We start from the raw sequence: 26,725 nt of genomic DNA on the forward strand, positions 1-26,725 counted from the left end.
TTTAGTTATATAATATAATTACTTTTGATAATTAGGAGCACAAAATGAATGATCGTGAAATGTTTGATGCGTTTTATCTAGCCAAACGGATTTGGGAGTTACAACCCGAATTGCCAGCCGGATTAAGTTCGCAAAGTATCCATATCTTGGATTGTATCCATCAATTAAAAAAACAAAAAAAGCTTGTTTATGTGAGTGATGTCAGTACTTTCTTAGAATTGCCACGTCCTGGCATCACCAAGTCCATTCGGCAATTAGCACAAATGGGTTATGTGGAAAAGAAAGCCGATGAACGGGATCATCGCATGGTTCAAGTTGAACTTACTTCACTGGGACAAGCCGTGGTCCAAACCTATGTGACCGATTATTTTCGATCCATTGAAAAAAAGTTAGTGAACATACCTGACACTTCGATTCATCAAATGGCACAAACCATTGAACAAATTTATCAAGTTTTATGTAAGGGGGAAAATCAGGATGGAAGATGATCGTTTATCTGATTTTACCGTTGGCAATATTCCCAAAAAGATCTTAGCTTTTATGTTGCCGGTTTTGGGTGCCTTGATCCTGCAAGCCGCATATGGGGCGGTTGACTTACTTGTGGTTGGACAATTTGGTACGACCGCGGGATTATCCGGTGTATCCACAGGTTCGCAAATCTTAAACTTGATCACCTTAGTCGTCACCGGATCTTCCATGGCCGTAACCGTATTGATCAGTCGGTATTTAGGCGAAGATCGTGCTGATCGGATCAATCGTTTATTGGGATCCGCCTTTACGCTCTATGCCTTGGTGGCCCTGGTATTGTTTCTGTTGTTGTTTTTTGGTGCCCTGCCCATTACCCATTTGATGCAAGCACCCCCTCAAGCCGTTGATCTAACGGCACAATATATACGGATTTGTGGCTCTGGTATCTTTTTTATTGTAGCCTATAATCTATTAAGCGCCATCTTTCGTGGTTTAGGAGATAGTCGTTCTCCTTTGTTGTTTGTGGGTATTGCCTGCATCATCAATATCATTGGTGATTTGTATTTTGTAGCCATCTTGCATATGAATGTAGCTGGTGCCGCCTTAGCCACGATTTTGGCCCAAGCCATCAGTGTGATCTTTGCGATTGGTTTATTAAAAAAACGCGTATCGGGCATTGAACTCAAACGAACCGACTTTGGCTTCAATGAAGAAACCATCCATATCTTAAAAATTGGCATTCCTTTGGCTTTACAAGATCTTTTGACCCAGATTTCCTTTGTGGTCGTCTGTGCCTTTGTTAACAGTCTAGGACTAACAGCTTCTTCGGGATATGGCATTGCCTGTAAGCTCATCAACTTTGCGATGCTTTTACCCAGTGCCTTGATGCAATCCAATGCCGCTTTTGTTTCGATGAATGTCGGTGCTAAAAGAGAAGATCGAGCCAGTCAAGGTACCAAAATATCCATTTGTGTTGGTTTGGTCTTTGGTTGTTTGGTTTTCTTATGTGTCTGGTTTGCCGGAGATCGCATGTGTGCCCTTTTCACCAAAGAACCCATCATTACCCAAGCCGCCTTTCAATATCTACGGGGATTCTCTTTTGAGACCATCGTTACAGCCATCTTATTTTCTTTGCTTGGTTATTTTAATGGCCATGAACGTACCCTTTGGAGCATGAGTCAAGGTATCCTCCAAACCTTTCTGGTCCGCATTCCATTTGCCTATTTCATGACCATCCAACATGCCGGATTATTCCTCATTGGTCTGGCTTCTCCCTTGGCTTCAACCTTTGGGGTCCTCTTAAATCTAATTTATTTATCGCGCTTTCGAAAACAAAATCCATGTTGAGAAACGAGCCATCACCCTATGGGTTGATGGTTTTTTATATTGCATAATTTTCTTTAACTATTTGTCTTTGTTAAAGGTGCGAGTTAAAATATTTGTATAGAACATCAACTAAACGAGGATCGTAACCGTGTTAGATATCATCAATCATTTTTTTAGAATGGGAATTTCTGAAGAGGATTACGAAAAGCTAAAGATCAACCTGAACAGCAAGAATCAAAAGAATCTCATTTTTTTATCCAGGATCCTTACCATACTCATGGTTCCTGGTCTTATTTTTGTTTATGTCTTCTATGGAGGACTCAAACCTAGATTCTGGATCTACCTGTCGCTCTTTGTCTTTACTTTTCTTTCTTTCCTTTTAGCCCATCGAGAAAGCAAACATACAAACTTGCAAATATATATTTTTATCAGCATTTTGATTGGCTATAGCATCGTATTGAGTACGCGCATGAATCCGGATATGATGGCCGTAAAATACATTGCCTTCATACTAGCCCTTCCGATGCTTTTTACCGACCAACCCATCCGCGTTAGTTTGTATATTTGTGCATGTACAGCCGTATTCATTCTATGTGCCATCCACTTTGATGCCCGCCACATCTTACCATTGGACATCTTTCATGCCCTGATTTTTGGAGCGGTAAGCATCGTAACGAGCACCTATCTTTCGAAAATCAAGATCCAACGTCTGTATTTCGAGAAGAAATGGAAAACAACGAGTGAAACGGACCTCATGACTGGTTTGCATAGCCGCAATCTTTATGAACAAAGATTGAACAGTTATCCAAAAACGTGCAAGAAAAATTTGATTTGTGTTTTTTTAGATGTGAATGGCCTTCACGAAATTGATATCCATCAGGGATACGATGTGGGTGATCGTGTTTTACAAATGACGGCTTCGATTTTTCAACAAGCATTGGGTCAAGAAAATACATTTCGGATTGGTGGAGATGAGTTTATTGCCCTCCTGCCAGATACCCAAAAGAATCACATTCAAGCCATCACAAAGCATATCTATGAACAAACCAGGCAATCGGGCATCTCGGTATCTATAGGCATATCCAACATGAACAAAGAAGATATGGATATCCATCTGCTTACAAAAAGGGCAGCCAAAGAAATGTCTGAAGTGAAACGTCGCTATTACCAAAATGCGAAAATCGACAGAAGGAGCAGATAATATGAAAACCTATACGATTTCAACGGATACTCGATCCTTTCTGGAAAATATTCCCATTCCATTGGCTGTGTATCAATATATAGAAGATCAGATCAAACCAATATTGGTATCCAAGGCCTATATCGAGCTTTTTGGATACAATAGCTGTCAAGAAGCGGTGTATAGTCTAGGTACAAATCTGTATCGAAATGTGCATCCCGAAGATATTGCGAGAATGGAAAAATATTCGTATCAGTTTAGTACCACACAGGAAAGTTATGATATTATTTTCCGAAACAAAAGAGAAGATCAATCGGACTATCATTTCATTCACGGAACAGGAAAATACATTTTGGTCGATGGTGCCAAATTGGCTTTCATTACGTATACCGATGAAAGTGTGAACGGGGACAATGACTCAAAAATCAAAGCTGTGCTTACAACGATCTCAAAGCAATATGCTTCATCGGATAGCATCGAATTCACAAAATATTATGATCATCTAACGGGAATGCAAAATATGACCCATTTTCTTGATCATTCGATGACTGGAATCGAAAAGATCTGGAAAAAAGGTCAAATTCCGGTTATTTTGTATTTTGATTTATGTAATCTAAAAAAATATAACAGTCAATATGGTTTAAAGGCTGGTGATAAACAAATCTGCCATCTGGCGAAACAAATTGGAAAATACTTTGATAAAGAGAAGACTTCTCGTTTTGAAAGTGACCATTTTGTCGTTTATGCAGAAAACGATCAAATCGAATCCAAGCTCCATGCCCTTTTTTCCGCGATGAAAAAGGGAAATGATGAAAACAATCTTGCGGTAAAAGTAGGCATTTTCAAATTTAACAACGATGGCACGCGACTGACGGATGCTTGCGATCGCGCAAGACTGGCCTGCGATTCCATCACATCGACAACTGCATCCCAATTTGTTTGGTATGATAAGCGCATCCTGAAAAAAACTTCCTTAGAATTCTATATCATAAGGAATTTTGAAAAAGCCCTCCAAAAGGGATGGATCCAAGTTTGGTATCAACCCATCGTTCGTACCATAACCAAATCCATTTGTAACCAGGAAGCTTTAGTTCGATGGATGGATCCAACCTATGGTATGCTTTCTCCCGGACAATTTATTCCCATCCTTGAGGATACCAATCAAATATATCAATTGGACCTCTATGTCTTTGAACAGGTATGTAAAGACTATCGGCGAATGAAGACAAACGGACATACTGCCGTTCCTGTATCGATCAACTTTTCGCGAAAAGATTTTATGCACGATGATCTGCCTGACGTTATCGACAAGATCTCACAAAAATACGGTGTGCCAAGAGAATTCACCAACATAGAAATCACGGAAAGTGCCTTTGTAAAGAACATCGATCATGTGAAACCAAGCATACAACGATTCCATCAACTCGGTTACAAAGTATGGATGGATGATTTCGGTGCTGGATATTCTTCCTTAGGCGTATTAAAAGACTATTCTTTCGATGAATTAAAGCTGGATATGTCCTTTCTCAAAACCTTTAATGAAAAAACCAAGAACATTATCTCGGCCATCGTACGAATGTCGAAAAAGCTGGAAATTTCTACACTGGCTGAAGGCGTAGAGACGGAAGAACAATATCTTTTTCTACAAAAGATTGGTTGTGAAAAGATACAAGGATTTTACTTTGGCCGGCCCATGCCAATGGCGCAATTGCCTTTGTTTTACAAGCAAAAAGAATTGATAGTCGAACATGCAAAATGGCGAGCCTATTTAACCAAACTCAGTCGGATTGATTATCTTACGGATAAACCGCTTTGTGTTATCGAAGATGATGGGACTCAGATGCATTTGTATTTCGTCAACGAAGCCTACATGAACGTTCTGAAAAAAGATAATGTGCATAGTATAAAAGACTGGGTCAATAAAATCAACACGATTGGTGATCCAATCCAGATTTTTCACAGGCAATATGCGAATCAACAACTACGAAAACATAAAGGGCCGCAGACTGCATCCTATCCTTCTGGGGATCATTACATGCAGCTGACCGGTGCCGTAGAAGCAAGGCAAGAGGATCGTTATCTTTATACCGTTCATATCCAGTATGTGGACATCAAAGCGGAAAATGTGGATCCAATCCGAATGGAAACCATTAGCAATCTGTATTATATGTGCAATGATATTGCCATCTACGATTTGGAAAACAACACAGTGGAAGGCATCAAATCCTCTTTGTCGGATCAACCGATGGGAATGGGTGTGGAACTTAATTTATCTAAGGTCGTCAATGCCTGGAAGGTCAATTACTGCTACCTTCCTGATCAAGAACGATTTGCGGAGTTTATGAATATAGCCACTCTCAAGACCCGCTTAAAATACAATAAAGACCAGGTGCTTACCGGATTGTTCCGAAGTATCACGGCATCGGGTGCCTATCGCTGGTTCCTTCATATCATTGTTCCGATCCAACGATCCAATTTCAACAAAGCGCTACATGTCACTCTAGAAGCGGGTTTGCGTGAATGCGATCTAGTCAAGATTGCTTCTTCTCTGAGTAGTTTAGTATATAACCAACAAAAGAATACAAATATAACCGGGGAGATCCTTTGGAAAAATATCCTTATGAATGCCAAAACCATGTATTTTTGGAAAGACAAACAAAGACGATTTGTTGGGGTGAGCCAAAGCTTCCTCAAATATTATGGCATCCATTCTGAAAAAGAATTGATTGGAAAAACAGACGAAGATATGATGTGGCACATCACGCCGGAACCTTTTAAAAATGATGAAGAAGAAGTACTGAAGACTGGAAAACCAACGTATCTAAAAAAAGGAAAGTGCATCGCTAACGGTGTGAATCGGAATATCTTTGCCAGCAAGATTCCCGTCTACCAGGATGGCAACATTATCGGCATCTTAGGTACCGCCATCGATGCCGATGAAATGAAAGATGTCGTTAATGAACAAAATGAACAATTTTCCATTGATCCGGTTACTGGCCTTGGCAATGCGAACAGTCTATCCAGCAGTATCCATTTCTATCTCAGCGAATACTGGCGCGCAGGAACCGATTTTGCGATGGTCAAGGTATATATTCCGGAATATCATGAAGTTGTAAAACTTTATGGACAGCATTCAGGCGACTGCTTGTTACAAAAAATTGGTCTAGTACTGAAAAACTGCATCCATACAGGTTGCGTCGTCGGTCGCATCCAAGATAGTATCTTCTACTTATTGATGCACTTTGACAATAAGGAAGACGTACGAAAGATGGCTCGACAAATTCGATTGGGCATCGAATCGATACGGAAAGCGGATCAATGGAGCGGAAATTGCTCGGCCATCATTACCGCTGTGTATTCCGATGATTCGACGGGAAATATCAATTCGTATATCACCAATGTATTTGATACGATCCTCATCAGCAAACATCATGAAAAACTCTAAAAAATTCCATAACGTTTCAAAAAAGCTGTAACGATTACTCGCTACAGCTTTTCTTATAAACCTATCGCATGGAAGGCTTGATCCAAATCCTGGATGATATCTTGCGGATCTTCCAAACCTACACTAAAGCGAATAAAGCCCTTTTGAAACTGCGGTGGATACAAATGGATCCGTTCATCATAACTCGGTTGTGGAAAGATCAAACTTTCATCATGTCCCAACGAAACCGCAAACGTCACCATTTTCAGATGGGCGCAAAATTGTTCAATAGTCTTATCATCGGCTTGCAGTCCAAACGAAATCACACCACCAAACCCTTTCATTTGTTGCTTGGCCAATTCATGCTGCGGATGCGATTTCAAGCCTGGGTAAGATACAAATGTTACATGCTCGCGTTGTTCTAGCCATTGCGCTATTTGTAAAGTCGACTGATTGATCCGTTCCATTCGCAAAGGGAAAGTCACCGACCCACGAAAGATTTGCCATGCATTGAATGGACTGATGATCGAGCCCACATTGACTTGGGCTTCATAGCGAATGCGATCCATGGTTTCCAGATCATTTGAGAGAATAGCTCCGCCTTGCGCATCCCCATGTCCATTGATAAATTTGGTCAAGGCATCGACCACAAAATCAGCACCAAGTTCCAAAGGTCGTTGATTCAATGGCGACGCAAACGTATTATCCACCGACAAAACAGCCCCATTTTCATGGGCAATTTTCGCAATTTTGGCAATATCACTGAGTCCAACCGTTGGATTATCCGGCGTTTCGATATGCACCAATTTCGTATTGGGCGTGATTGCTTTTTTTACCGCTTCTAGATCGGTCATATCGACCATGACCGTTTCTACCCCAAATTTCTGATTAAATAATTCATGGAACAAACGATACACAGCCATATAACTGACTTTTGGATAGACTACGCGATCGCCGGTTTTTAATAAGGTCCAAAATAGTGCATGCAAAGCAGCGACCCCACTTGCCAAAACGATGGCATCATCGGCATGGTATAAGGCCGCTACTTTTTCTTCCAACCAATGTTGGTTGGGATTGCCGTTGCGTGCATACATCAAAAGATCTGTCGAAGAATAATTCACTTGCGATAGATCATCGGGTAATTTATAGCTATTGGCCATATGCAACGGTCGACGAACGGCACCGGTTCCTTCATCATAATCCGTTCCCGTATGGATGGCCTGTGTCGTAATATCATAATCTTTAAATGGATTGCGTTTTTTTGCCATAAAAAAATCTCCTTACATGTGTAAGGAAATTATAAGGGGGAATGCCTTCTTTTCATTCTATAAATTCATGATATCCATCTTATAAAAAATTTATATCTACATCGTGATAGTCTGGATTTCGTTGAAATTCTTTTTGGGCATAGGAACAAATCGGATCTATTTTGACACCGCGATTTCTTGCTTCCTGCACGACTTGTGCCACCAATTTTCGAGCAATGCCCTGCCCTCCATAGGCTGGATCCACTTCGGTATGGATCAATTGCCAAATGGAATCCTTGACTGTATACTCACATTTTCCGATACATGTCTTCTCATCATACGCCGCTACTCGATTTTTGTTTGGTTCATGTATAATTTTGATCATAAGAACTCCTTTTTTCTTATTCTAACACAATTTGTACATTCAAAGAACTTGCGGGATCACTGGCCATTTGTAGCGCTTGTTCCAGATCATCCAATCGATAGGTATGACTGATCAAGTTTTTGATGGGCCAACGGTGCGATGCCATCATCGCCAATACATCTTCAACATCTTCGGGCATATAACCACCCGAACCAATTAGACTTTTTTGGGCAAAGGATAAAGCGACAAAATCGACATTACGATAGCGAGGACCCACCGCTACTTCCACAAAACGACTTTCAATTTTGCCTTGCTGCATAAAACAGGTCCATACCGCTTCATCACCGGCCGCATCGATCCAAATATCCACATTGGCACGCTGTGAAGAGGTTTGGCCAAAATAGGCAAGTGCTTGTTTGGGCATGTCTTGAAAGGTTGTTACTGGAAAACCTAAAGATCTTGCGATTTCCAATCGTTTTTTAGACAGATCGACGACCATCACTTTTTTCAGACCAAAATACTGCAAAGCAATCGCAGCCGCTAGGCCAATGGTCCCCGCCCCAAACACTATAGCTGTTTGTCCGGCTTGTGGTTGGGCTCTTCGTGCCGCTCGTGTGCCCACACTAAAGGGTTCGATCATACAAGCTTCCTCATTCGATATCGCTTCTGGCACGGCATAAAGCGACTGATTCCATTTTGGTTGGGGAATCAATATATATTCAGAAAAAGCACCCAACGTTCCTGCACGTGATGGATCGTTTCTTGCCAGTCGTGGATACGGATAGACTCGCTGCCCTACATGAAATTGCTCTTGTATCTCATGACCGACGGCAACAATTTCTGAAACCGTTTCATGACCAAATTCTTGCCCCACCGTGATTCGATGTGAACCATCAGGTCCATGTTGATAGACGGCCACATCGGTTCCACAAATACTACTTCGAAGATTGCGAATCAAGACTTCTTTGGGCCCCACTTTAGGTGTAGGTATCTGTTGAATTTCTATGGCTTGTTTGCCATGATAATTAGCTGCTTTCATAGGTTCTCCTTTGATTTGACAGTTCAAGCATACCATAGTATATTTCTTGTACAATCATCAATATCACCATAAGTGTTGTGATAATAAATGGAGACTGTATGAACACCAAAAACAATCAGCGCTTTAAAGACAATGAAAAACGTTTTGAACAAGCTTTACTACAATTATCCAAAACAATGCCTTATCAAAAAATGACTGTACGCGCACTTTGCGAACAAGCCCATCTCAATCGTACGACGTTTTATGCGCATTATTACGATATCGAAGACATGATTGAAAAAATGGAAGCTCATATGCATGAAGATCTATTGGCTCGTTTTGATACGACCAATCATGCCCTCTTTTCGCCATCCTCGTTTACTACTTTCTTACACTATATCAAAGACCACCAATCGTTTTATCGCATCGCACTGCATACCCGTCATATCTTTCCTTTACAACAAGGCTATGATCCTTTATGGAAAGAGGTCATTCAACCTTTATGTATCCAAAATGGCATCACAGATCCCGATGAAATGACCTATTATTTGATCTATTTTCAAGCCGGGTTTACGATGGCTTTGCGCCATTGGGTCGATACGAACTGTCAAATGTCCGAAAAACAGTTCGCTCAACTCCTCATACTTTGTCTTCCTTCGATTTGGCAAGAAAAAAAGAACCTCCCAAAAGAGGTTCCTGCATATTAAATATTGAATGTTTCGTTAGCTGTAATGATAGCGTTATTGTATACTTCTTCCCAAGTACAACCACGAGACAAGTCATTGATTGGGGCATTCAAACCTTGAAGCAATGGTCCCATTGCTGTATATCCACCTAAACGAGAAGCAATCTTGTAACCAATGTTTCCAGCCGAAATATTAGGGAAGATGAATGTATTGGCATGACCAGCCACTTTTGATTCTGGATATTTTTTCTTAGCTACTTCTTCATCAACCGCACAGTCAAACTGCATTTCACCATCCACTGGGAAGTCCAATGGCATTTCTTTTAATTTTGCCAAGCACTCCTGCATCTTGGTCACATCATCGCCTTTGGCAGAACCATGCGTAGAGAAAGACAACAACGCAACCACTGGATCTTTGCCAAAGTTCTTTGTGGAACGAGCGGTTTGAAGCGTAATATCAACCAATTGACTGGCACTTGGATTGATATTGATACCACAATCACCAAATACCAATTGATCATCACCTTTGATCAATAAGAAACAACTGGAAACGATCTTATTACCAGGTGCACATTTGATTAATTGTAAAGCTGGACGTACAGTATCTGCTGTTGAATACGTGGCTCCACCCAATAAACCATCCGCTTTTTTCATCTTGACCAACATGGTTCCAAAATAGTTGGCTTGCAGCAACAATTCATGCGCATGTTCTTCAGTTAACTTCCCTTTACGAAGTTCCATCATCAAGTTGAACATTTCTCCATTATCTTCATACGTCGCAGGATCGATTTGTTCACAACCCGTCAAATCAAAACCATGTTCCTTTTCTACTTTCGCAATTTCTTCTTTATTTCCTAATAAGACTGGAACACAAATATCATCAGCTACCAAATGTTGAGCTGCCTCTTGAATTCGATAATCATTACCTTCTGTAAAAACCAAACGAATCTTTTTTCCTTGTACTTTTTGTTTCAATTCATCAAGAATCATCGATATGTACCTCTTTTCCGTATCAAGTATAAAACATCTATGGATGACTTTCCATAAAGATATTATTTTCACAAATAAATGTAAGCGATTAATCCTTTAAGAACCAAACCGTCATGGTCGTGCCCTGATGAGGCTTGGAATCCACAAAGAGTTTGGCATGCAACGTTTGCGCCGCATGTTTGACAATGGATAAGCCAAGTCCCGTACCACCCACGGCTTTGGAATGGGATTTATCCACGCGATAGAATCGCTCAAAGATACGGGCTTGATGCTCCAAAGGAATGCCAATTCCATCATCTTTGACTTGAAAGATCACATAGTTTTCATCATCATCGATGGTCACATCCACATGACCACCTGGATGGTTGTATTTGATCGCATTGTCACAAATATTATAGACAATACTTTGCAACAATTGCGGAATCGCATTGATCGTTTCTTGTTTGCCATGCAACGCCAAATGCACCTGGGCTCCATTGGCTTTATCCGTTAAACTATCCAACATTTGTTGCGTGAATGCATATAAGTCAATGTCTTCATACTGCATATCGGTGGTGCCTTCATCCAAATGTGACAATTTGATGATATCTTCTACCAAGGCAATCATACGTTGCGCTTCCCGATAGATTTCATGCACAAATTTGGTTTGATCTTCCGGTTTGACCATACCGCTTTGCAGCAACTCGGCACAACCGGAAATCGTATGTAACGGTGTTTTCAATTCATGCGATACATTGGCCGTAAATTCCCGACGCAATTTTTCGGCTTGTTCTTTTTCCGTCACATTCAACATCAACAAAGCCATGCCAGAAACGTGCTCATGATAAAAGATCGGACTGGCAATCAATTGATAATCTTCCCGATTGATGGGATAAATCATTTCCGATTGTTTCCCTTCACGACATCGATCCAATAAATCATTCAGTTCTAAAGAGCGATTGACCGTTAAGATATCCTTACCAATATTTGCTGAAGTACCACCCAACAACTGTTTGGCTTTGCGATTGATCGATAAAATGATGCCTTCCCGATTCAATAAGATCAAGCCTTCATTCATATTGTTCGTGACGGCATCAAACTCATCTTCTTTTTGATGCAACTTTCGCGATTGCGCTTTCAATTGCACTTGTTGCTGGTCAATTCTGGTCAAGAATGGTGTCAATTCTTCATAATGATCATTGACCAAAGGATTATCCAGATCGGTATTATTCAATGGCTCCACGATGCGATTGGATACCCGTCTTGCCAAAAAGAGCGATAATAAAATGATCAAGATCAAAATCCCAAAGATGGGTTGCATCATGGTAAAGGCTAAGCTCCAAATGGTTTTTTGATCGCAGGATAACCGAAGGATCGTCCCATCCTTTAACTTTTGGGCATAATATAACGATTGTTGCATGATCGTATCGGAACGCCGATTGGCTTGGCCCACTCCTTTTTTTAAGGCTTGTTTGACCTCGGTTCGATTGGCATGATTATCCATCGTTTTGGCATCTTCTTGATTATCATACAAGACCGTTCCATCGGTATCGATCCAAGTGATCCGATAATCCGTGGTCTTGCGCATATGAGTAAAATACTCCATACCTTCATCATTGACGGCTTTGGCGGCCAATTCCGTTTGTACAGCCAGTTGCTGCACTTCTTCGGTCGTAAAATAATTATAAAGTCGTCCCATGATCAACGTAAAAACGGCCACAAGGACCGCAAATGCCACCAAACAAATAGAACGAAAAATCTGTTTTTTCATTGAGGAATCTCCATCCGATAGCCAACCCCACGTACAGTACGAATGTAAGAGCCACAATCTTGTAGTTTCGTACGCAAAGTTCCTACATGTACATCCACCGTTCGTGTTTCACCAAAATAATCCGATTCCCAGATATTGGATAATAATTGTTCTCTCGTAAAGACACGATTGATATTTTCCATGAACAAGCGCAATAACTCATATTCTTTCAAAGTCAACTGTACTCGTTGACCATGGACTTTCACAATGTGTGCGCCCAGATCCAATTCCAAATTTCCGGCTTGTAAGACCATTTGTTCCGGATTGGGTTTGGTCCGTCGCAAGACCGCTTTCACTCTAGAAACCATTTCCATCATCCCAAACGGTTTGGCCAAATAATCATCCGCTCCTAGATCCAACCCGATGACCTTATCGTATTCTGTACCTTTGGCCGAAGCCATGATGACCGGAATATCTTTCATGTCTGGATCTTTTTTCATCTTCTTTAAGATTTCGATTCCATCCATATCGGACAACATGATATCCAACATCACTAAATCGGGATGATTCATCAACATGGCTTGAAAATACGATTTACCATCTTTAAATCCTTTGACTTCAAAGCCACTGGCTTCCAAAGTATACATCATCATATTACGAATGCTTTCATCATCTTCCACTAAATAAATCATGCACATTCCTCTTTCTTTGTATCTATCAAATCTTGCGCAATATGACTGGCATGATCGCCAATTCGTTCAAAGTATTTCGCAATCATAAAAATATTCAAGGCATCCTCACTATCGATGGTTTGATCGTGTAGTCGTTGCACCAAAGACGCTTTGATCGTATCAAAACAAGCATCGACAATATCATCATACTTTACGACCGATCGTGCCAATGGAATGTCCTGATTCACAAACGCATCAATACAATGGCTCACCATATATATGGTAGATAATGCCATATCTTCCAGATCTCTTGTCTTCAAATGACTGGAAGCCATGATTTCTACAATATCCAACGCATGATCGGCCATGCGTCGAATGTTGCCAGCCATACTTTGCGCTTCATGAATTTGTTTCAGATCACTCGCCACGGGTTGTTGCGATAATACCAGTCGCATACAACGTTGTTCAATATCTTCCTCTTTTTCTTTCATTTGTTGGGCTTGTTGCGTCATCGTTAACGCAAAACTTGTATCGCCGGTTGGTAAAGCATGAGCCGCCTTTGCCAACATGGTCTCACATAAGGATCCCATTAAAACTAAATCTCGATATAAACTTTGTAGTTGTTGGTCCAGTTGTACGCGCATAGATTCTCCCTCTTTGGCTCAGTGTATCATTTGTTTGTAAAAGCTTTGTAAAAATCGCCAACGAAATATAAAGAACCACAAACTAAGGCTCGATCTTTGGTTTTTCGCAACTCGACCATCAATTGTTTTTCATTGATGAGCGGATACGGCAACGTTTTCAGATCATACAATCGTGATGTATCCATCGACACCAAAGTGATCGGACAATCCAACTTTGCCAATAATGCCAACATCTCTTTGGCCTTTTTATCTTTTAAGACCGAGAAATAAATATGTCCATCAAAATGGCCCAAGGAAGCAACCAATGCTTCGATGCCTTCTTTATTATGTGCTCCATCTACAATGATCAATGGATCTTTTCGGGCAATGGTAAATCGACCCGCCCAATGAAAATGATCGATGACCGATTGAACACAATCTGGATCCAATGTATATCCCAAATAATTCAAACCTTCTAAAGCGAGGGATATGTTATAAATTTGGTATTTTGGTGGATGCAACACATACATATGATTTTCCCATTCAAAAAGCACTTGATGATCATCGGTTTCTTTATAAGGAATTTCCACAAAACCAAGCAACGTCCCCATATAACCAGCTACTTGTTCCATGACCTTTTTGGCATTGGGCTTGGTCTCCGTGGTTAAGGCCACATACCCCGGTTTAAAGATGCCCGCTTTCTCATAACTGATTTGTTCGATGGTATCCCCTAAGATTGCACAATGTTCCAAACCTACATTGGTGATCATGACCAAGTTATAATCCAGGGCCGTCGTGGCATCCAAACGTCCTCCTAACCCCACTTCGATCAGAGCGATGGCCACATTTTGTTCTAAAAAATAAGCGATGGCCATCCATAAGTCGATCTCAAACATGGTTAGGTTTTCTTTTTCAAAAAAAGTTTCATATTGCCGATAGATCCGCAACCAATCTTCTTGACTGATCATTTTCTCATTGATGCAGATCCGCTCACGATGAGAAACCAAATGCGGCGAAGTAAATACGCCGGTCTTCACTCCTTGATACGACAAGAGCTGATTCATCCACGCAACGGTCGATCCCTTCCCATTGGTTCCTCCGACTTGGATCTTTGGCAATTGCGTATGTTGAGGCATTGCTTCACTTAGCCATTGTCGATACTGATGAATATCATGATTCAATCCCTTTTTGGTTTCTATATATTTTATTGTTGCTTCATAATCCATGGTGTTATTATAACATGTAACGGAGGTCTTTTATGAAAATGAATAATGATTGGCAAGCTTTATTTGATCAAGAAATCCAAAAAGACTATTTAAAGAAAATTGATTATTTCCTTGCCAAAGAATATAAAACCAAACACATTTATCCTGCTGCGCCCAACATCTTCCATGCCTTTCAAAGAACATCTCTAGAACAGACGAAAATCGTCATTCTTGGTCAAGATCCCTATCATGGTCCTGGCCAAGCCCAGGGATTTAGCTTTAGTGTGCCTGCCGATTTTCGTTTGCCTCCTTCCCTGCAAAATATTTATAAAGAATTAGAAAATGAATATGGCCAACCCATCCATCGTAGTGGAGATCTGAGTGATTGGGCCGATCAAGGTGTCTTGCTTCTGAATACCATTTTAACAGTAGAACAGGGCAAGCCTTTGTCACATCAGAATATTGGCTGGCAACAGTTCACCAACGAAGCTCTTTCTTGGATCAATAAAAAAGAAGGCCCGGTCGCCTTCTTATTATGGGGAGCCAAAGCCAAAAGTGTATTGCCGCTTTTGACCAACCCCGATCATTTGATCTTAATGAGTCCGCATCCCAGTCCATTCAGTGCCAATCGTGGTTTCTTTGGCAATAATCATTTTAAATTAGCCAATGAATATCTGATGGCTCATGGTCAAACCCCGATTCACTGGACCGAATCCAACTTGTAGTTATTTATCTTCTTGAAGTTCAAATAAAATATCGCGCAATTGGGCAGCCCGTTCAAAATCCAATGTTCGTGCTGCCTCTTTCATTTCTGCACTGATGCTTTGGATCATCTTTTCTTTATCTTTCTTACCAATACGACGTCTCTTGAGATATTTCGCCGTCATTTCCTTGGTCTCTTTGGAACGCACTACATCATGAATAGGTTTGATGATCGTTTTTGGTACGATTCCATGCGCTTCATTATAAGCCATCTGGATCTTACGACGACGCGCCGTTTCATCCATCGCTGCTTGCATGGATTCCGTGATCGTATCCGCATACATTATGACTTTTCCTTCGGCATTTCGTGCCGCACGCCCAATGATCTGGATCAGTGAACGACGAGATCGTAAGAATCCTTCTTTGTCTGCATCCAAGATCGCAATCAAACTCACTTCTGGAATATCCAGTCCTTCTCGTAACAAGTTGATTCCAACCAATACATCATATTTGCCCGCTCGCAGATCATGAATGATCTCGGTTCGTTCTATGGTCTTTACTTCATGATGCAACCACGCTACTTTCAGATCCATTTCCTTCAAATACGAAGTCAGATCTTCGGCCATACGCACTGTCAGGGTCGTGATCAATACGCGCTGTTTCTTGGCAATTCGCATCTTGATTTCATCCACCAGATCATCCACTTGCCCTTCAATCGGGCGCACTTCTACTTCCGGATCCAACAAGCCCGTTGGCCGAATGATTTGTTCCACATATTGACCATGGGTTTGTTCCAATTCCCAATCACCGGGTGTGGCCGATACAAAGATGGCTTGATTGATCAAAGACGTAAATTCTTCAAAACGTAACGGACGATTGTCTAAGGCACTGGGCAGACGAAAACCATATTCGACCAATACTTTTTTGCGGGCTTGATCGCCATTGTACATACCTCGTATTTGTGGCAAAGAAACATGACTTTCATCCACGACCAATAAATAGTCTTTGGGAAAGTAATCAAACAAAGTATACGGTCTTTCACCGGGTTTTCGACCATCGATATGTCGTGAATAATTCTCAATGCCGGGACAAAATCCCAATTCGCGTAAGGCTTCGATATCGTAGCGACAACGTTGTTCCAAGCGTTCTTTTTCTAAGGGTTTATCGGCTTTCTCAAAATAGTCCAAGCGATCTTCTAATTCGGCTTCGATCGTATCGGCGGCATGGTGGATCACATCCATGCTGGAAGCATAGGCATGGGCTGGATAGATCACATACAATTGATACGATTCATTGACTTTTCCCGTTATCGGATCCACTTCACTGATACGGTCAATTTCATCGCCAAAGAATTCCACACGAATCAAATATTTATCGGTATGTCCTGGGGTAATTTCGATGACATCGCCACGTACCCGAAAGGTACCAGGCAGTGGATCGGTATCATTGCGCTTATATTGTTGGCCGACCAGCTGCATCATAAAATCATTTCGTTCGATTTCATCACCCACATGGATCGTAAACAACATATGACGATAATGATCCGGGTTGGAAGCACCATAGATCGATGCGACAGAAGCGACAATGATGGTATCTCTTCGTTCCAAGACACTATTGACTGCAGCCATGCGCAACATGTCCAATTCTTCATTGGTCTTCGTGCTTTTATCAATATACGTATCGGTTTTGGGAAGATACGCTTCGGGTTGATAATAGTCAAAATAGGAAACAAAGTATTCGACCCGATTGTGCGGAAAGAATTCCTTGAATTCCGAATACAATTGGCCAGCCAAGGTCTTATTGTGTGCAAACACGAGGGTGGGTCGATTGACTTGTGCAATCACATTGGAAATAGTAAATGTCTTTCCGGTACCGGTTGCACCCATCAAAACTTGGTACTTCTTTTTTTCTTTTAATCCTTCCACCAGCGATTGAATGGCTTGGGGCTGATCACCACTGGGTTGATAATCCGAAACCAATTCAAATGTATCCTTCATAAACCCTCCTATTGTGCCAATTGGACAGCTTTCACATATTGTGGATCTTCACTATATTCATTCGCATAGACTTGTTGGGAAATCACTTCCAATAAGGTATCCCAAGTGGTTTTGTCACAAATACCAGTTGCGTCTAGATCATGATCCCTTTGAAATTGTTTGAGTGCTTGCGCACTTTGTTCACTAAAATACGTATCGGTCCGATCCACATCATAGCCTAGATATTTTAAATAGGTTTGAAGCGCTTTGGCATTGGTGTAAACATGGTCTGCTTTCATGGTGGCTGTTTTTTTCATTTCTTTATAATTTACCTTTGTCACATCCAAAGGTTGTACTTCTACATCGGGTTTCCATCCTTTATTATTGATGGAATCGCCATTTGGATCCAGCCATTCGGCAACCGTGTATTTCATGGATGTTCCATCTTCAAAAGAAACTTGCGTTTGTTCCGTGCCTTTGCCATAGGTTGTGGTGCCGACCGTAGTCACTTTATTGCCCAAGCCGGCTTTTAAAGCCCCAATCACAACTTCCGAAGCACTGGCCGTATCTTCATTTTGGAGAACGATGATCGTATCCATCTTGATTTGTTTAAAGTGATCGTTGGTGCGCGTCTTGGTGATCTTTCCTTGACTGTCTTTTTCTTCAAATACGACGGAATGAGCCGGCAATAAAACCGATGCCACTTCTTGGGCAGCCACTAAATAGCCACCGCCATTGTTGCGCAGATCCAAAACGATCGAGCTCACGCCTTGTTTATGAGCGCGTTCGACGGCATTTTCAAAACTGGAACCGGTATGAGAGGAAAAACTGGATATCCCGATGATGGCGACATGGCCACTCAATCGATAAGTGACACTCGCATCAAAAGCGGTCGGTTTGATCTTGGTGGTCTTATTTTTTTCATTGCGAATCAAATGAACCGTGACTTTCTTCGTTTGTTTCTTGATGTATTTGACAACGGCATCTGCTCCTTTTTTTGCACAAACTTGATCATTGACTGCCGTAATGATATCGCCTTGTTGCAGGCCCGCTTGATCAGCAGCGGAATCAATGAATACCGATCGGATCACGATGTTGCCATCACCATTGACATAATAACTAAAGCCAAGTCCGGATGAACTTCCTTCCAATGTTTGGGCAAATTGTTTGGATTGCTTCAAATTAAAATAATTAGTGTGAGGATCTTTTTCCAGGGTAGTCATTCCCGTAATGGCTTGTTCCATCAAGGTCTGATCTAAATTCTTGGTCTTATTGGCGTAGTACCATTTTTTGGTCAAGATGGAATAAATCGCATCAAATTTATTTTGCTCATCGGTCGAGGTTGCTTTTTGGGGCAGGAACATGCCAGCCCCAAAACTGATCACACACGCAATCACGAGTATCCATTTGTATTTTTTCGTCATCGAAACAGTTCCTCCTGTTTGTCTTGTTTATTGTACCATGCACGTCAACCATCCAAAAAAGGCATCGAAGTTCGATGTCTTATACATATTCTTGAATGATTTGAATGGTCTTTTGGATATCCTTTTGATCGTGGGCATCGGAAATAAACATCGCTTCAAATTGGCTGGGTGCCACATAAATGCCATGATCCAATAGGGTATGGAAATAGTTCGCAAAGGCTTGGGTATCACTGGTTTTTGCACTTTGATAATCGACAACTTCTTGATTCGTAAAGAAGACGCTCATCAATGATCCGACCTGATTGACTGTATAGCTTTTCTTTCGATAGGCTTGGGCCAATTGCTTCGCTTTTTGATCGATGCGTTCATAGATATCTGGATCCGCCATTAATATCTTTAAGGTCTCGATTCCAGCGGTGGTCGCAATGGGATTGCCCGATAAGGTTCCTGCTTGATAGACCGAGCCGATGGGTGCGATCACATCCATAATTTCTTTTTTGCCGCCATAGGCAGCTAAAGGCATACCACCCCCAATGATCTTTCCAAAGGTTGCCATATCGGGTTGGATACCATAATATTGACTGGCACCGCCTAGAGCTAATCGGAATCCGGTGATTACTTCATCAAAGATCAAAACGGTATCATAGCTTTGGGTGATCTTTCGTAAAAATTGTAAATAGCCAGGTTTGGGTGGAACTACACCCATATTGGCCGCTACGGGTTCAATGATCAGAGCGGCAATTTGATGGGGATATCGTTCAAACAATTGTTGGATGGCTTTTTCATCATTGTATGGCGCCAATAGCGTTGTTTTCGTATATCCTTCGGGTACGCCATCGCTATTCGCTACGGCTTGGGTCAATAAACCCGAACCGGCTTTAACCAATAAGCCATCGGAATGGCCATGATAACACCCTATACATTTGATGATGTAATCGCGGTGGGTATACCCACGTGCGGCACGAATCGCACTCATACAGGCTTCCGTTCCACTACTGACTAAGCGTAATTTTTCAACAGCTGGATACGCCTGTTGGACCAATTGGGCCAATTCACTTTCTTTTTGGGTGGGGGCCCCAAACGTTAATCCTTGGCTACATGCTTTTTGTACCGCTTGGATAACTTGCGGATGGGCATGTCCTAAAATGCCGGGTCCCCAACTACAGACATAATCAATAAACGTATTGCCATCGATATCCATCACCTTGTCCCCTTGCGCATGATCAATAAATAAAGGCGTACCACCGACGGATTGAAACGCACGTACGGGTGAATTAACTCCACCTGGCATCAATTCAGAAGCCTGCGCAAAGGCTTTTTCGGAATGGTCAAAATGCATAGACTTCACCCGTTTCTAACCAATGGGCCATCTCTAAGGCATGATAGGTAATGATGATTTGTGCACCCGCTCGTTTCATGGCCATCAAATTTTCACATACGATACGTTTTTCATCGATCATTCCAGCTTTGGCAGCGGCTTTGACCATGGCATATTCCCCACTGACATTATAGACAGCCAAAGGTACATCATATTGTTCCGATACGGCTTTGACCACATCCAAATAGGCCAATGCAGGTTTGACCATGACAATGTCAGCGCCCATATCGATATCATTCTCTACTTCGCGAACGCCTTCTTTTCCATTGCGTGGATCCATTTGATACGATCGACGATCCCCGAAACAAGGAGCAGACCCAGCCGCATCTCGGAAAGGTGAATAATAGCCCGATGCATATTTTGCGCTATAGCCCATGATCGGTGTTTGATAAAAACCATGGGCATCCAAGGCTTGGCGAATGGCGGTGATGTCGCCATCCATCATATCGCTAGGTGCAACTATGTCGGCACCAGCTTGGACACAGCACACGGCCATCTTGGCCAATAACGGTAAGGTCTCATCGTTTAATATGGTATGTTCATGTACCAAGCCACAATGTCCATGATCGGTATATTCACATAAACATACATCCGCAACCACCAATTGATGTGGTAACTTCGATTTGATATAGGTAATGGCTTGTGCCAAGATGCCCTGGGGATCGTAGGCGGCAGATCCTACGGCATCTTTATGAGCGGGTACGCCAAATAATAAGATACCGGAGATACCGGATGCTTGTACGCGTTCTAATTCTTCATCGATGCGATCCAAGGAATAGCGATAAATGCCTGGCATCGTGTCAATAGGTTCTTTGACGTTGGTGCCTTCGACCACAAATAGGGGATAAATCAGATCTTTTGGATCCAGTCGGGTCTCACAGACTAAATTGCGTAAGGTCTCATTTTGACGGAGACGACGAAATCGTTTCATAAACATTCCTCCAATTTCTGTATCAAACTTGAAATGGTTGCTTGTTGAGCAACTTGTATATTTTGTATATGATGGGCAGCCAGAGCCGCTTGTGTATAGGGTCCAATAGCCAAGACTTGCGTGTGTGAATCGATTTGTCCGTCGTGTTGAAAAAAAGCGTGAACCCCTTGAGCACTACCAAAAATCGCAAAGTCTTCATGAATATCTTGCACAGGACCAATGGTCGTATCATAGATGGGAATCTGGGTATAGTCAATGCCGGCTGCATCCAATCGCCTAGACAATACCGAATTCCCTTTTTGGGCTCGTAAGATCAATAGGTTGGCATCGGGCCATTCACATAAAAGATCCGCCAATCCATCGGATGTATAGGTCGATGGAATATGGTCTGCATGGATTCGATAGGTATCATATAAATACTTGGCGCTGCTCGGGCCGATGGTCACAAATTGGAGATGGCTGATTTCACGCACATCATCCACCATTTGGAACAGACCATCGATAACTGCTTTTCCAGTCAAGACCACATGACTATAGGCATGAAAATCGATTTTCTTAGGGCTATGATAGACAATTTGTACATACGCTTGTCGACTACATGGGATCGGGCATTGGTCTTGAAAGGTGCGGGTAAAATGGTCCGTGCCACAAACCACGACGCTTGGGGCCTTTGTGCGAAGATCCAAAGCAGCAACTTGTCCGATGACAAGGATGGCTGGAGTCCCGATTTGAGGATCTTTTAGTGCCGCTTTGATCGTTTCTAAGGTACAGTTCTTGCGATAGGCATCGTGTCGCGTACCGCGGCAAAGGATCGCCACCGGAGTAGAGCCGGGTTTTCCATTTTGGATCAGATCATCGGCAATTTGAGCGGCGTTGCCAACACTCATCAAAAAGACCAAGGTGCCGGGTAGTTGGGCGTATGGAGCCACATCCACTTTTCCGGTTCGAGTATGACCAGTGATCACACTAAAACTACGACTGATCGATCGATGCGTCAAGGGAATTCCCATGGTTTCCGGTACGGCAATGGCACTGGAAATGCCGGGAATCACTTCGTAGGGAATCTTTGCTTGGGCCAAGGCCATGCATTCTTCGCCGCCGCGGCCAAACACAAAGGGATCGCCGCCTTTTAAGCGTACAACGATCGAGGTCTTGCCTTTTTCAATCAATAATTGATTGATGGCTTCTTGGGATAGTGCATGTTGGCCGGCTCGTTTGCCCACATACATGGTTTCGGCCTTGGTTTGTTCGAGAATGGTTGCATCCACCAAGGCATCGTAAATCAATACATCACAGATTTGGATCAGATGTCGCACTTGGACGCTCATCAAATCTAGATTGCCGGGTCCTGCTCCGCATAGATAGACTTTACCCATAGAGAATACCTGCCATTTCTTGCATACAAGCATCGACCTGGTCTAGCTTGGTTTGGCGTGTAAGAATGGGCGAATCTTGATAAAACGCTTGAATTTGGAGAGTCTGATCATCGATCCATTGAGCATAGGCACTGGCGGCATCGTGACAATCTGCATGCATCAAAGCCATCAATTTGCGTTCGGTATCAAATAGGACATGGGTCTTTTTATCGTCAATGTCTTTGGGTAATGTGAATCCCGCTTTGGTTTCGATGGCAATGATTCCTTGTGCCGTAGCGGGCAGGATATCCAAAGCTTGAACAACATAAGAGCTCAAATCGATGTGCAAGCGATCCAATCCGGCTTGGGCAAGAATGAGACCGTCATAATCGCCTTCTTCTAATTTTCGCAGGCGGGTCTCTACATTGCCACGAATCGTCTTGATCTGACAAGTGGGATCGATGCGAGTATATAGCTGGGCGCGTCGGGGGCTGGATGTGCCAATGATCGCACCGGGTTGGATCTTGGTCTTGGAAATTAATAAATCAGCCGGATTGGCTCGAGCTAATACAGCAGGTACCGCAAAGCCATCTCTGATTTGACTGGGCATGTCCTTGCCACTATGGACAGCCATATCGATTTGATCATTCAATAAAGCTTGTTCAAACGCGGAAATAAATAAGCCTTTGCCACCAATGGATGCCAAAGATCGATCTTGAATCTGATCACCTTTGGAGATAATGGGTACGATTTGGACGGGGACTTGTAGCGCATCCACGACCATTTGTGTCTGGATCGTTGCTAGGGGTGATGTTCGTGTACCAATTCGTAATTTAGTCATTTTTTGCCTCTCTGAATAATTCTGCTAGTTTTGTTTGAAGCGCTATTTTGCGTTGGGATGGATCATGGATCGATCGAAGTAGTTTTTTACGATAGATCCCCATGGCTGTATTGATCGATCCCAAAGATGGGGGTAAGACCGTTTGAATCTGCGCTTTGATCCATTGGGTCAACAAGGGGCTTTTTCCACTGCTCGAGATGCCAATGATGACATCGTCTTGTTTGACGATAGCCGGAAAGATAAAAGTACATAAAGCGGGATCATCCACCACATTGACCAAGATGCGTTCTTGTTTACATTTTTGGGCAATCCAAGCATTGACTTTTCTTTGATTGGTAGCGGCAATGATCAAGTCATATCGTGTGTCGATATCTGTCGGCTTCACAGATCGGATCTCATAGGGATAGGATCGAAGGGAATCACAAATCGTTTCACTAATGATATGGATATCGGCACCAAATTGTTTCAATTGATTGGCTTTTCGTAAGGCTGTCTTTTGCCCACCAATGATCAAGACTTGTTTCTGATTGAGATCGATCATAACGGGAAAGTAACTCATTGGTTGGTCACCCACTTTTCAAGCCAGGAAGCGATGGCATCCATCTGTTCATAGGAGTCAGTCTTGCGTAATGAATAGACAAAAGATTCCATGGTTTTTTCTTTGATTTGGGGCAAATACGCAATCAGATCGTGCATCCGTAATTCTTTTAAAATGTCCGATACCCCTTGATCAATGGTAACTTGTGCCCTTTGGGCATAGCCCAGTTTCTTTTGATTATTGGTTTTGGCCAGTTGTTGAAAATGATCGATATTCAAATAGGTGCAATGGGGCAATTCTTGTAGATGTGGATCCATGTCGTTGGGAACGGCTAGATCGATAAACAAGCGTGGTTTCGTATCGATATGTTTTTCTAGTTCTGCTTTGGTGATCGTATAATGAGGACTGGATGTAGCACTGATGATGACATCGGCTTGTGGAATCAGGTCATATCGTTCTTTGTAGGGTTTCATCGTTACTTGTGGATAGGTCGCAAACAAAGAAACATTGTGTTGACGGGTCGTACCAATCAGCGCGATGTTTGGTTTGGCCAGGATGTTTTTGGCGGTGATGCTGCCAATCTTGCCACTAATCCCAATGATCAATACAGAATGAGCGCCAAAGTCAAACACCGCATGGGCCGCCAAGGTACCTATGGAAACGGAAGTGGAAGACAGTCCGGTCTGGGTCTTGATTTGTTTCACCGTTTTCATGACCATTTGAAAGATCGTATTAAACGTATACGAGGTCTTTTTTAATTGACGCGCATCTTCATAGGCTTCTTTGACTTGACGATAGATTTCATCTTCCCCCAAGACCATGGAGTCCATGCCACAGGCTACGCGTGCCAAATGACGAATGGCACCAGCCGATGTATAGGTCGCAATATAGGGCATCAAAGCATCGCGATCCAATGCTTTGAAACGACAGAGTTGTTCTTCCATCGCATTGATGTCGATGTCAAAATAGATTTCCAAACGGTTACAAGTAGAAAGGATAACGCATTGTCCTTCGATCTGGTCAAAAAATTGTGCTTTTTCATTGAAATCAAAGGCCAATAAATTGCGAATTTCAATGGGAGCTATTTTATAGGAGATACTGATACAATTCATGGTTTTTATTATACTACAAACCGACTTGGCTTTGGTTGCCTAGGCAAATCACTAAAAGTTTTGTATAGTAATGATAAAGGATAACTTAACATATATGCTTTATAATATTTCTTTTGATATCTGTGCAATTGCTTTGACATGGATGGCCATTTATACCCTTTTTTATCGGCGCAACCACCATACACGTTCCAGTCGGATCTTTTTGATCTTATTGTTGATGCACATGGTTGCTTTGATCACCGACATTGCGAGTACCTTTGCGAATTCCTATCCCACTCTCACATCACCTTTTTTCCGTGATGCGATGAACTTTATTTTTTTAGCTATCCATTCCAGTGAAGCTTTTGTGTTCCTATACTTTTTGATCGTTGACTTAGAAATTGGGCATACGACCCATCGTTATACAAAGATCTTGCTCCTTTTCCCTGAGTGTTGTTTCATTCTTTTTCCTTTGCTTCTTAATCCTTGGACACATGCGGTTTTCTATTATGACAAAGCCAATCTGTATGTCCATGGATCCATGATGTATATGCTCTATGGGGCTGTGTATTTGTATCTGGCCCTTTCTCTGGGTTTGATCATTCATAAAAGAGAGCGTTTGACACAACGGCAATATCGTACCTTATTGTATTTATTTCTATTGTCAGGCATACCGGTTTTGATCCAAAGTCTTTTCATGCCTCACCAACTCATTGAAATGTATTTTCAGGCTTTAGGTTTCTATGGCTTTTTACAACTCATTGATCCCATTGATGAATACTATCATCCGGTTACGCGTATCAAAAATTTTCAAGCGATGATCAACGATCTATCGCCCTATTTTGTGAATCAACGATCAACCTATGCCATCATCCTAAAAATATCGCAATTGGACGTCTTATCGTTTTTCTCTCAAACAAGTGATATTTCGCATAGTTATCGTTTAATGATCACCGATTGGCTAGCCAATCTTGTGGAAAAGGGACATTGTTACGATTGTGAATATGGCATCTATGTCTTAACTATCAATGATGATCCCACATTCATTTGTCAAATCATCCAAAATCGTATGGCCAATCCCTGGCAGCATCGCCAATACGCTTACCAATTTTCGGTTCAGATCACGGCAGTACAAATTGGTGAAGATATTCATTCCATGGATACTTTTGGCCAAATGGTGCACATCCCGTATTTTCATACGGAACAGGGATGTGTATTCCAAACCGTAGAAGATCTTGAACGGGAGTCAAAAGAATTCATGACGCATCAAAGACCGGAAATCCCCTTTGCGTTGCAAGAAGCTTTGGATGCGTTTCTTCATGGCTTTGCGACCTTGACTCCAGCGGAACGATCCATTACGGATTTATACATCCATGGTCATGAGATTCGTGAAATTCCGGATATCGCTTGTATTAGTGCCAATACGGTCAAAAAGCACAACAAAAATATCTATCGGAAATTGGGCATCAAGTCCAAAGAAGAATTATTGATTTATGTGGATCTCTTTCAACGATGTGGTCGTATCCAGGATCTCTATTCATATGCCAAATAGTACCCTA

At 42.0% G+C, this 26,725-nt stretch carries 23 protein-coding genes; 7 read left to right on the plus strand and 16 right to left on the minus strand.

The features are described from left to right. Positions 1-44 precede the first annotated feature (44 nt). The 4 genes from MOZ64_RS05230 to MOZ64_RS05245 all read left to right on the plus strand — a co-directional run bounded on the left by MOZ64_RS05230 (position 45) and on the right by MOZ64_RS05245 (position 6,419). A complete protein-coding gene (locus tag MOZ64_RS05230; protein ID WP_320325538.1) occupies positions 45-488 on the plus strand; it encodes a MarR family winged helix-turn-helix transcriptional regulator in 444 nt (147 codons plus the stop codon). Continuing rightward, complete coding sequence (locus MOZ64_RS05235; protein ID WP_320325539.1) at positions 478-1,815, plus strand: MATE family efflux transporter; 1,338 nt, start codon at positions 478-480, stop codon at positions 1,813-1,815. The genes MOZ64_RS05230 and MOZ64_RS05235 overlap by 11 nt, the downstream gene beginning before the upstream one ends. 388 nt (positions 1,816-2,203) lie before the next feature. After that, positions 2,204-2,995 carry a GGDEF domain-containing protein gene (locus MOZ64_RS05240; RefSeq protein ID WP_320325540.1) on the plus strand — a complete coding sequence of 264 codons (792 nt, stop codon included), beginning with the start codon at positions 2,204-2,206 and terminating at the stop codon, positions 2,993-2,995. Position 2,996: 1 nt separating this feature from the next. Continuing rightward, positions 2,997-6,419 (plus strand): EAL domain-containing protein, encoded by a 3,423-nt coding sequence (locus MOZ64_RS05245; protein WP_320325541.1) that lies wholly within the window; start codon positions 2,997-2,999, stop codon positions 6,417-6,419. A gap of 53 nt (positions 6,420-6,472) precedes the next feature. On the opposite strand, the gene MOZ64_RS05250 is transcribed toward MOZ64_RS05245, so the two are convergent. The 3 genes from MOZ64_RS05250 to MOZ64_RS05260 all read right to left on the minus strand — a co-directional run bounded on the left by MOZ64_RS05250 (position 6,473) and on the right by MOZ64_RS05260 (position 9,048). After that, the gene (locus tag MOZ64_RS05250; protein WP_320325542.1) at positions 6,473-7,666 is read right to left on the minus strand and encodes a trans-sulfuration enzyme family protein; all 1,194 of its coding nucleotides are present in this window, start codon (positions 7,664-7,666) and stop codon (positions 6,473-6,475) included. Between the two features lie 79 nt (positions 7,667-7,745). Further along, complete coding sequence (locus tag MOZ64_RS05255) at positions 7,746-8,030, minus strand: GNAT family N-acetyltransferase (protein WP_320325543.1); 285 nt, start codon at positions 8,028-8,030, stop codon at positions 7,746-7,748. 16 nt (positions 8,031-8,046) lie between these two features. Next, positions 8,047-9,048: a zinc-dependent alcohol dehydrogenase gene (locus tag MOZ64_RS05260; RefSeq protein ID WP_320325544.1), complete on the minus strand. Its 1,002-nt coding sequence runs from the start codon at positions 9,046-9,048 to the stop codon at positions 8,047-8,049. Between the two features lie 98 nt (positions 9,049-9,146). Here MOZ64_RS05260 and MOZ64_RS05265 point away from each other — a divergent pair, with 98 nt between their 5' ends. After that, the gene (locus MOZ64_RS05265) at positions 9,147-9,734 is read left to right on the plus strand and encodes a TetR/AcrR family transcriptional regulator (protein WP_320325545.1); all 588 of its coding nucleotides are present in this window, start codon (positions 9,147-9,149) and stop codon (positions 9,732-9,734) included. On the opposite strand, the gene pta is transcribed toward MOZ64_RS05265, so the two are convergent. The 5 genes from pta to MOZ64_RS05290 all read right to left on the minus strand — a co-directional run bounded on the left by pta (position 9,731) and on the right by MOZ64_RS05290 (position 14,951). Beyond that, complete coding sequence (gene pta / locus MOZ64_RS05270) at positions 9,731-10,702, minus strand: phosphate acetyltransferase (protein WP_320325546.1); 972 nt, start codon at positions 10,700-10,702, stop codon at positions 9,731-9,733. The genes MOZ64_RS05265 and pta overlap by 4 nt on opposite strands. 88 nt (positions 10,703-10,790) lie before the next feature. Continuing rightward, on the minus strand, positions 10,791-12,452 hold the full coding sequence (locus MOZ64_RS05275; protein WP_320325547.1) for a sensor histidine kinase: 1,662 nt from the start codon (positions 12,450-12,452) through the stop codon (positions 10,791-10,793). Beyond that, entirely contained in the window at positions 12,449-13,123 is a 675-nt protein-coding gene (locus MOZ64_RS05280) for a winged helix-turn-helix domain-containing protein (RefSeq protein WP_320325548.1), read from the minus strand. The genes MOZ64_RS05275 and MOZ64_RS05280 overlap by 4 nt, the downstream gene beginning before the upstream one ends. After that, positions 13,120-13,746: a phosphate signaling complex protein PhoU gene (gene phoU / locus MOZ64_RS05285; RefSeq protein ID WP_320325549.1), complete on the minus strand. Its 627-nt coding sequence runs from the start codon at positions 13,744-13,746 to the stop codon at positions 13,120-13,122. The genes MOZ64_RS05280 and phoU overlap by 4 nt, the downstream gene beginning before the upstream one ends. Positions 13,747-13,772: 26 nt before the next feature. After that, positions 13,773-14,951 carry a bifunctional folylpolyglutamate synthase/dihydrofolate synthase gene (locus MOZ64_RS05290; protein WP_320325550.1) on the minus strand — a complete coding sequence of 393 codons (1,179 nt, stop codon included), beginning with the start codon at positions 14,949-14,951 and terminating at the stop codon, positions 13,773-13,775. 32 nt (positions 14,952-14,983) lie between these two features. On the opposite strand from MOZ64_RS05290, the gene MOZ64_RS05295 reads away from it, so the two are divergent. Beyond that, positions 14,984-15,655: a uracil-DNA glycosylase gene (locus MOZ64_RS05295; protein WP_320325551.1), complete on the plus strand. Its 672-nt coding sequence runs from the start codon at positions 14,984-14,986 to the stop codon at positions 15,653-15,655. Here the strand turns inward: MOZ64_RS05295 and uvrB are convergent, their stop codons facing one another. From uvrB to hemA, 8 genes are all read right to left on the minus strand, one after another. Next, the gene (uvrB, locus tag MOZ64_RS05300) at positions 15,656-17,629 is read right to left on the minus strand and encodes an excinuclease ABC subunit UvrB (RefSeq protein ID WP_320325552.1); all 1,974 of its coding nucleotides are present in this window, start codon (positions 17,627-17,629) and stop codon (positions 15,656-15,658) included. Between the two features lie 8 nt (positions 17,630-17,637). Beyond that, entirely contained in the window at positions 17,638-19,032 is a 1,395-nt protein-coding gene (locus tag MOZ64_RS05305; protein ID WP_320325553.1) for a S41 family peptidase, read from the minus strand. A 79-nt stretch (positions 19,033-19,111) separates the two neighbouring features. Next, on the minus strand, positions 19,112-20,371 hold the full coding sequence (gene hemL / locus MOZ64_RS05310) for a glutamate-1-semialdehyde 2,1-aminomutase (RefSeq protein WP_320325554.1): 1,260 nt from the start codon (positions 20,369-20,371) through the stop codon (positions 19,112-19,114). Further along, the gene (hemB, locus tag MOZ64_RS05315) at positions 20,361-21,341 is read right to left on the minus strand and encodes a porphobilinogen synthase (protein WP_320325555.1); all 981 of its coding nucleotides are present in this window, start codon (positions 21,339-21,341) and stop codon (positions 20,361-20,363) included. Before hemB ends, hemL begins: the two co-directional genes overlap by 11 nt. Beyond that, the gene (gene cobA, locus MOZ64_RS05320) at positions 21,338-22,717 is read right to left on the minus strand and encodes a uroporphyrinogen-III C-methyltransferase (protein WP_320325556.1); all 1,380 of its coding nucleotides are present in this window, start codon (positions 22,715-22,717) and stop codon (positions 21,338-21,340) included. The genes hemB and cobA overlap by 4 nt, the downstream gene beginning before the upstream one ends. Then, entirely contained in the window at positions 22,710-23,537 is an 828-nt protein-coding gene (gene hemC, locus MOZ64_RS05325) for a hydroxymethylbilane synthase (protein ID WP_320325557.1), read from the minus strand. Before hemC ends, cobA begins: the two co-directional genes overlap by 8 nt. Continuing rightward, positions 23,530-24,096, minus strand: a complete 567-nt coding sequence (locus MOZ64_RS05330; protein WP_320325558.1) for a precorrin-2 dehydrogenase/sirohydrochlorin ferrochelatase family protein — start codon at positions 24,094-24,096, stop codon at positions 23,530-23,532. Before MOZ64_RS05330 ends, hemC begins: the two co-directional genes overlap by 8 nt. Further along, on the minus strand, positions 24,093-25,187 hold the full coding sequence (hemA, locus tag MOZ64_RS05335) for a glutamyl-tRNA reductase (protein WP_320325559.1): 1,095 nt from the start codon (positions 25,185-25,187) through the stop codon (positions 24,093-24,095). The genes MOZ64_RS05330 and hemA overlap by 4 nt, the downstream gene beginning before the upstream one ends. Before the next feature lie 94 nt (positions 25,188-25,281). Between hemA and MOZ64_RS05340 the strand changes: the two genes are divergently transcribed. After that, positions 25,282-26,718: a LuxR C-terminal-related transcriptional regulator gene (locus MOZ64_RS05340; RefSeq protein WP_320325560.1), complete on the plus strand. Its 1,437-nt coding sequence runs from the start codon at positions 25,282-25,284 to the stop codon at positions 26,716-26,718. The last annotated feature ends 7 nt before the right edge of the window (positions 26,719-26,725 follow it).

This window comes from Absicoccus intestinalis (assembly GCF_033971885.1).
GTDB lineage: Bacteria > Bacillota_I > Bacilli_A > Erysipelotrichales > Erysipelotrichaceae > Absicoccus > Absicoccus intestinalis.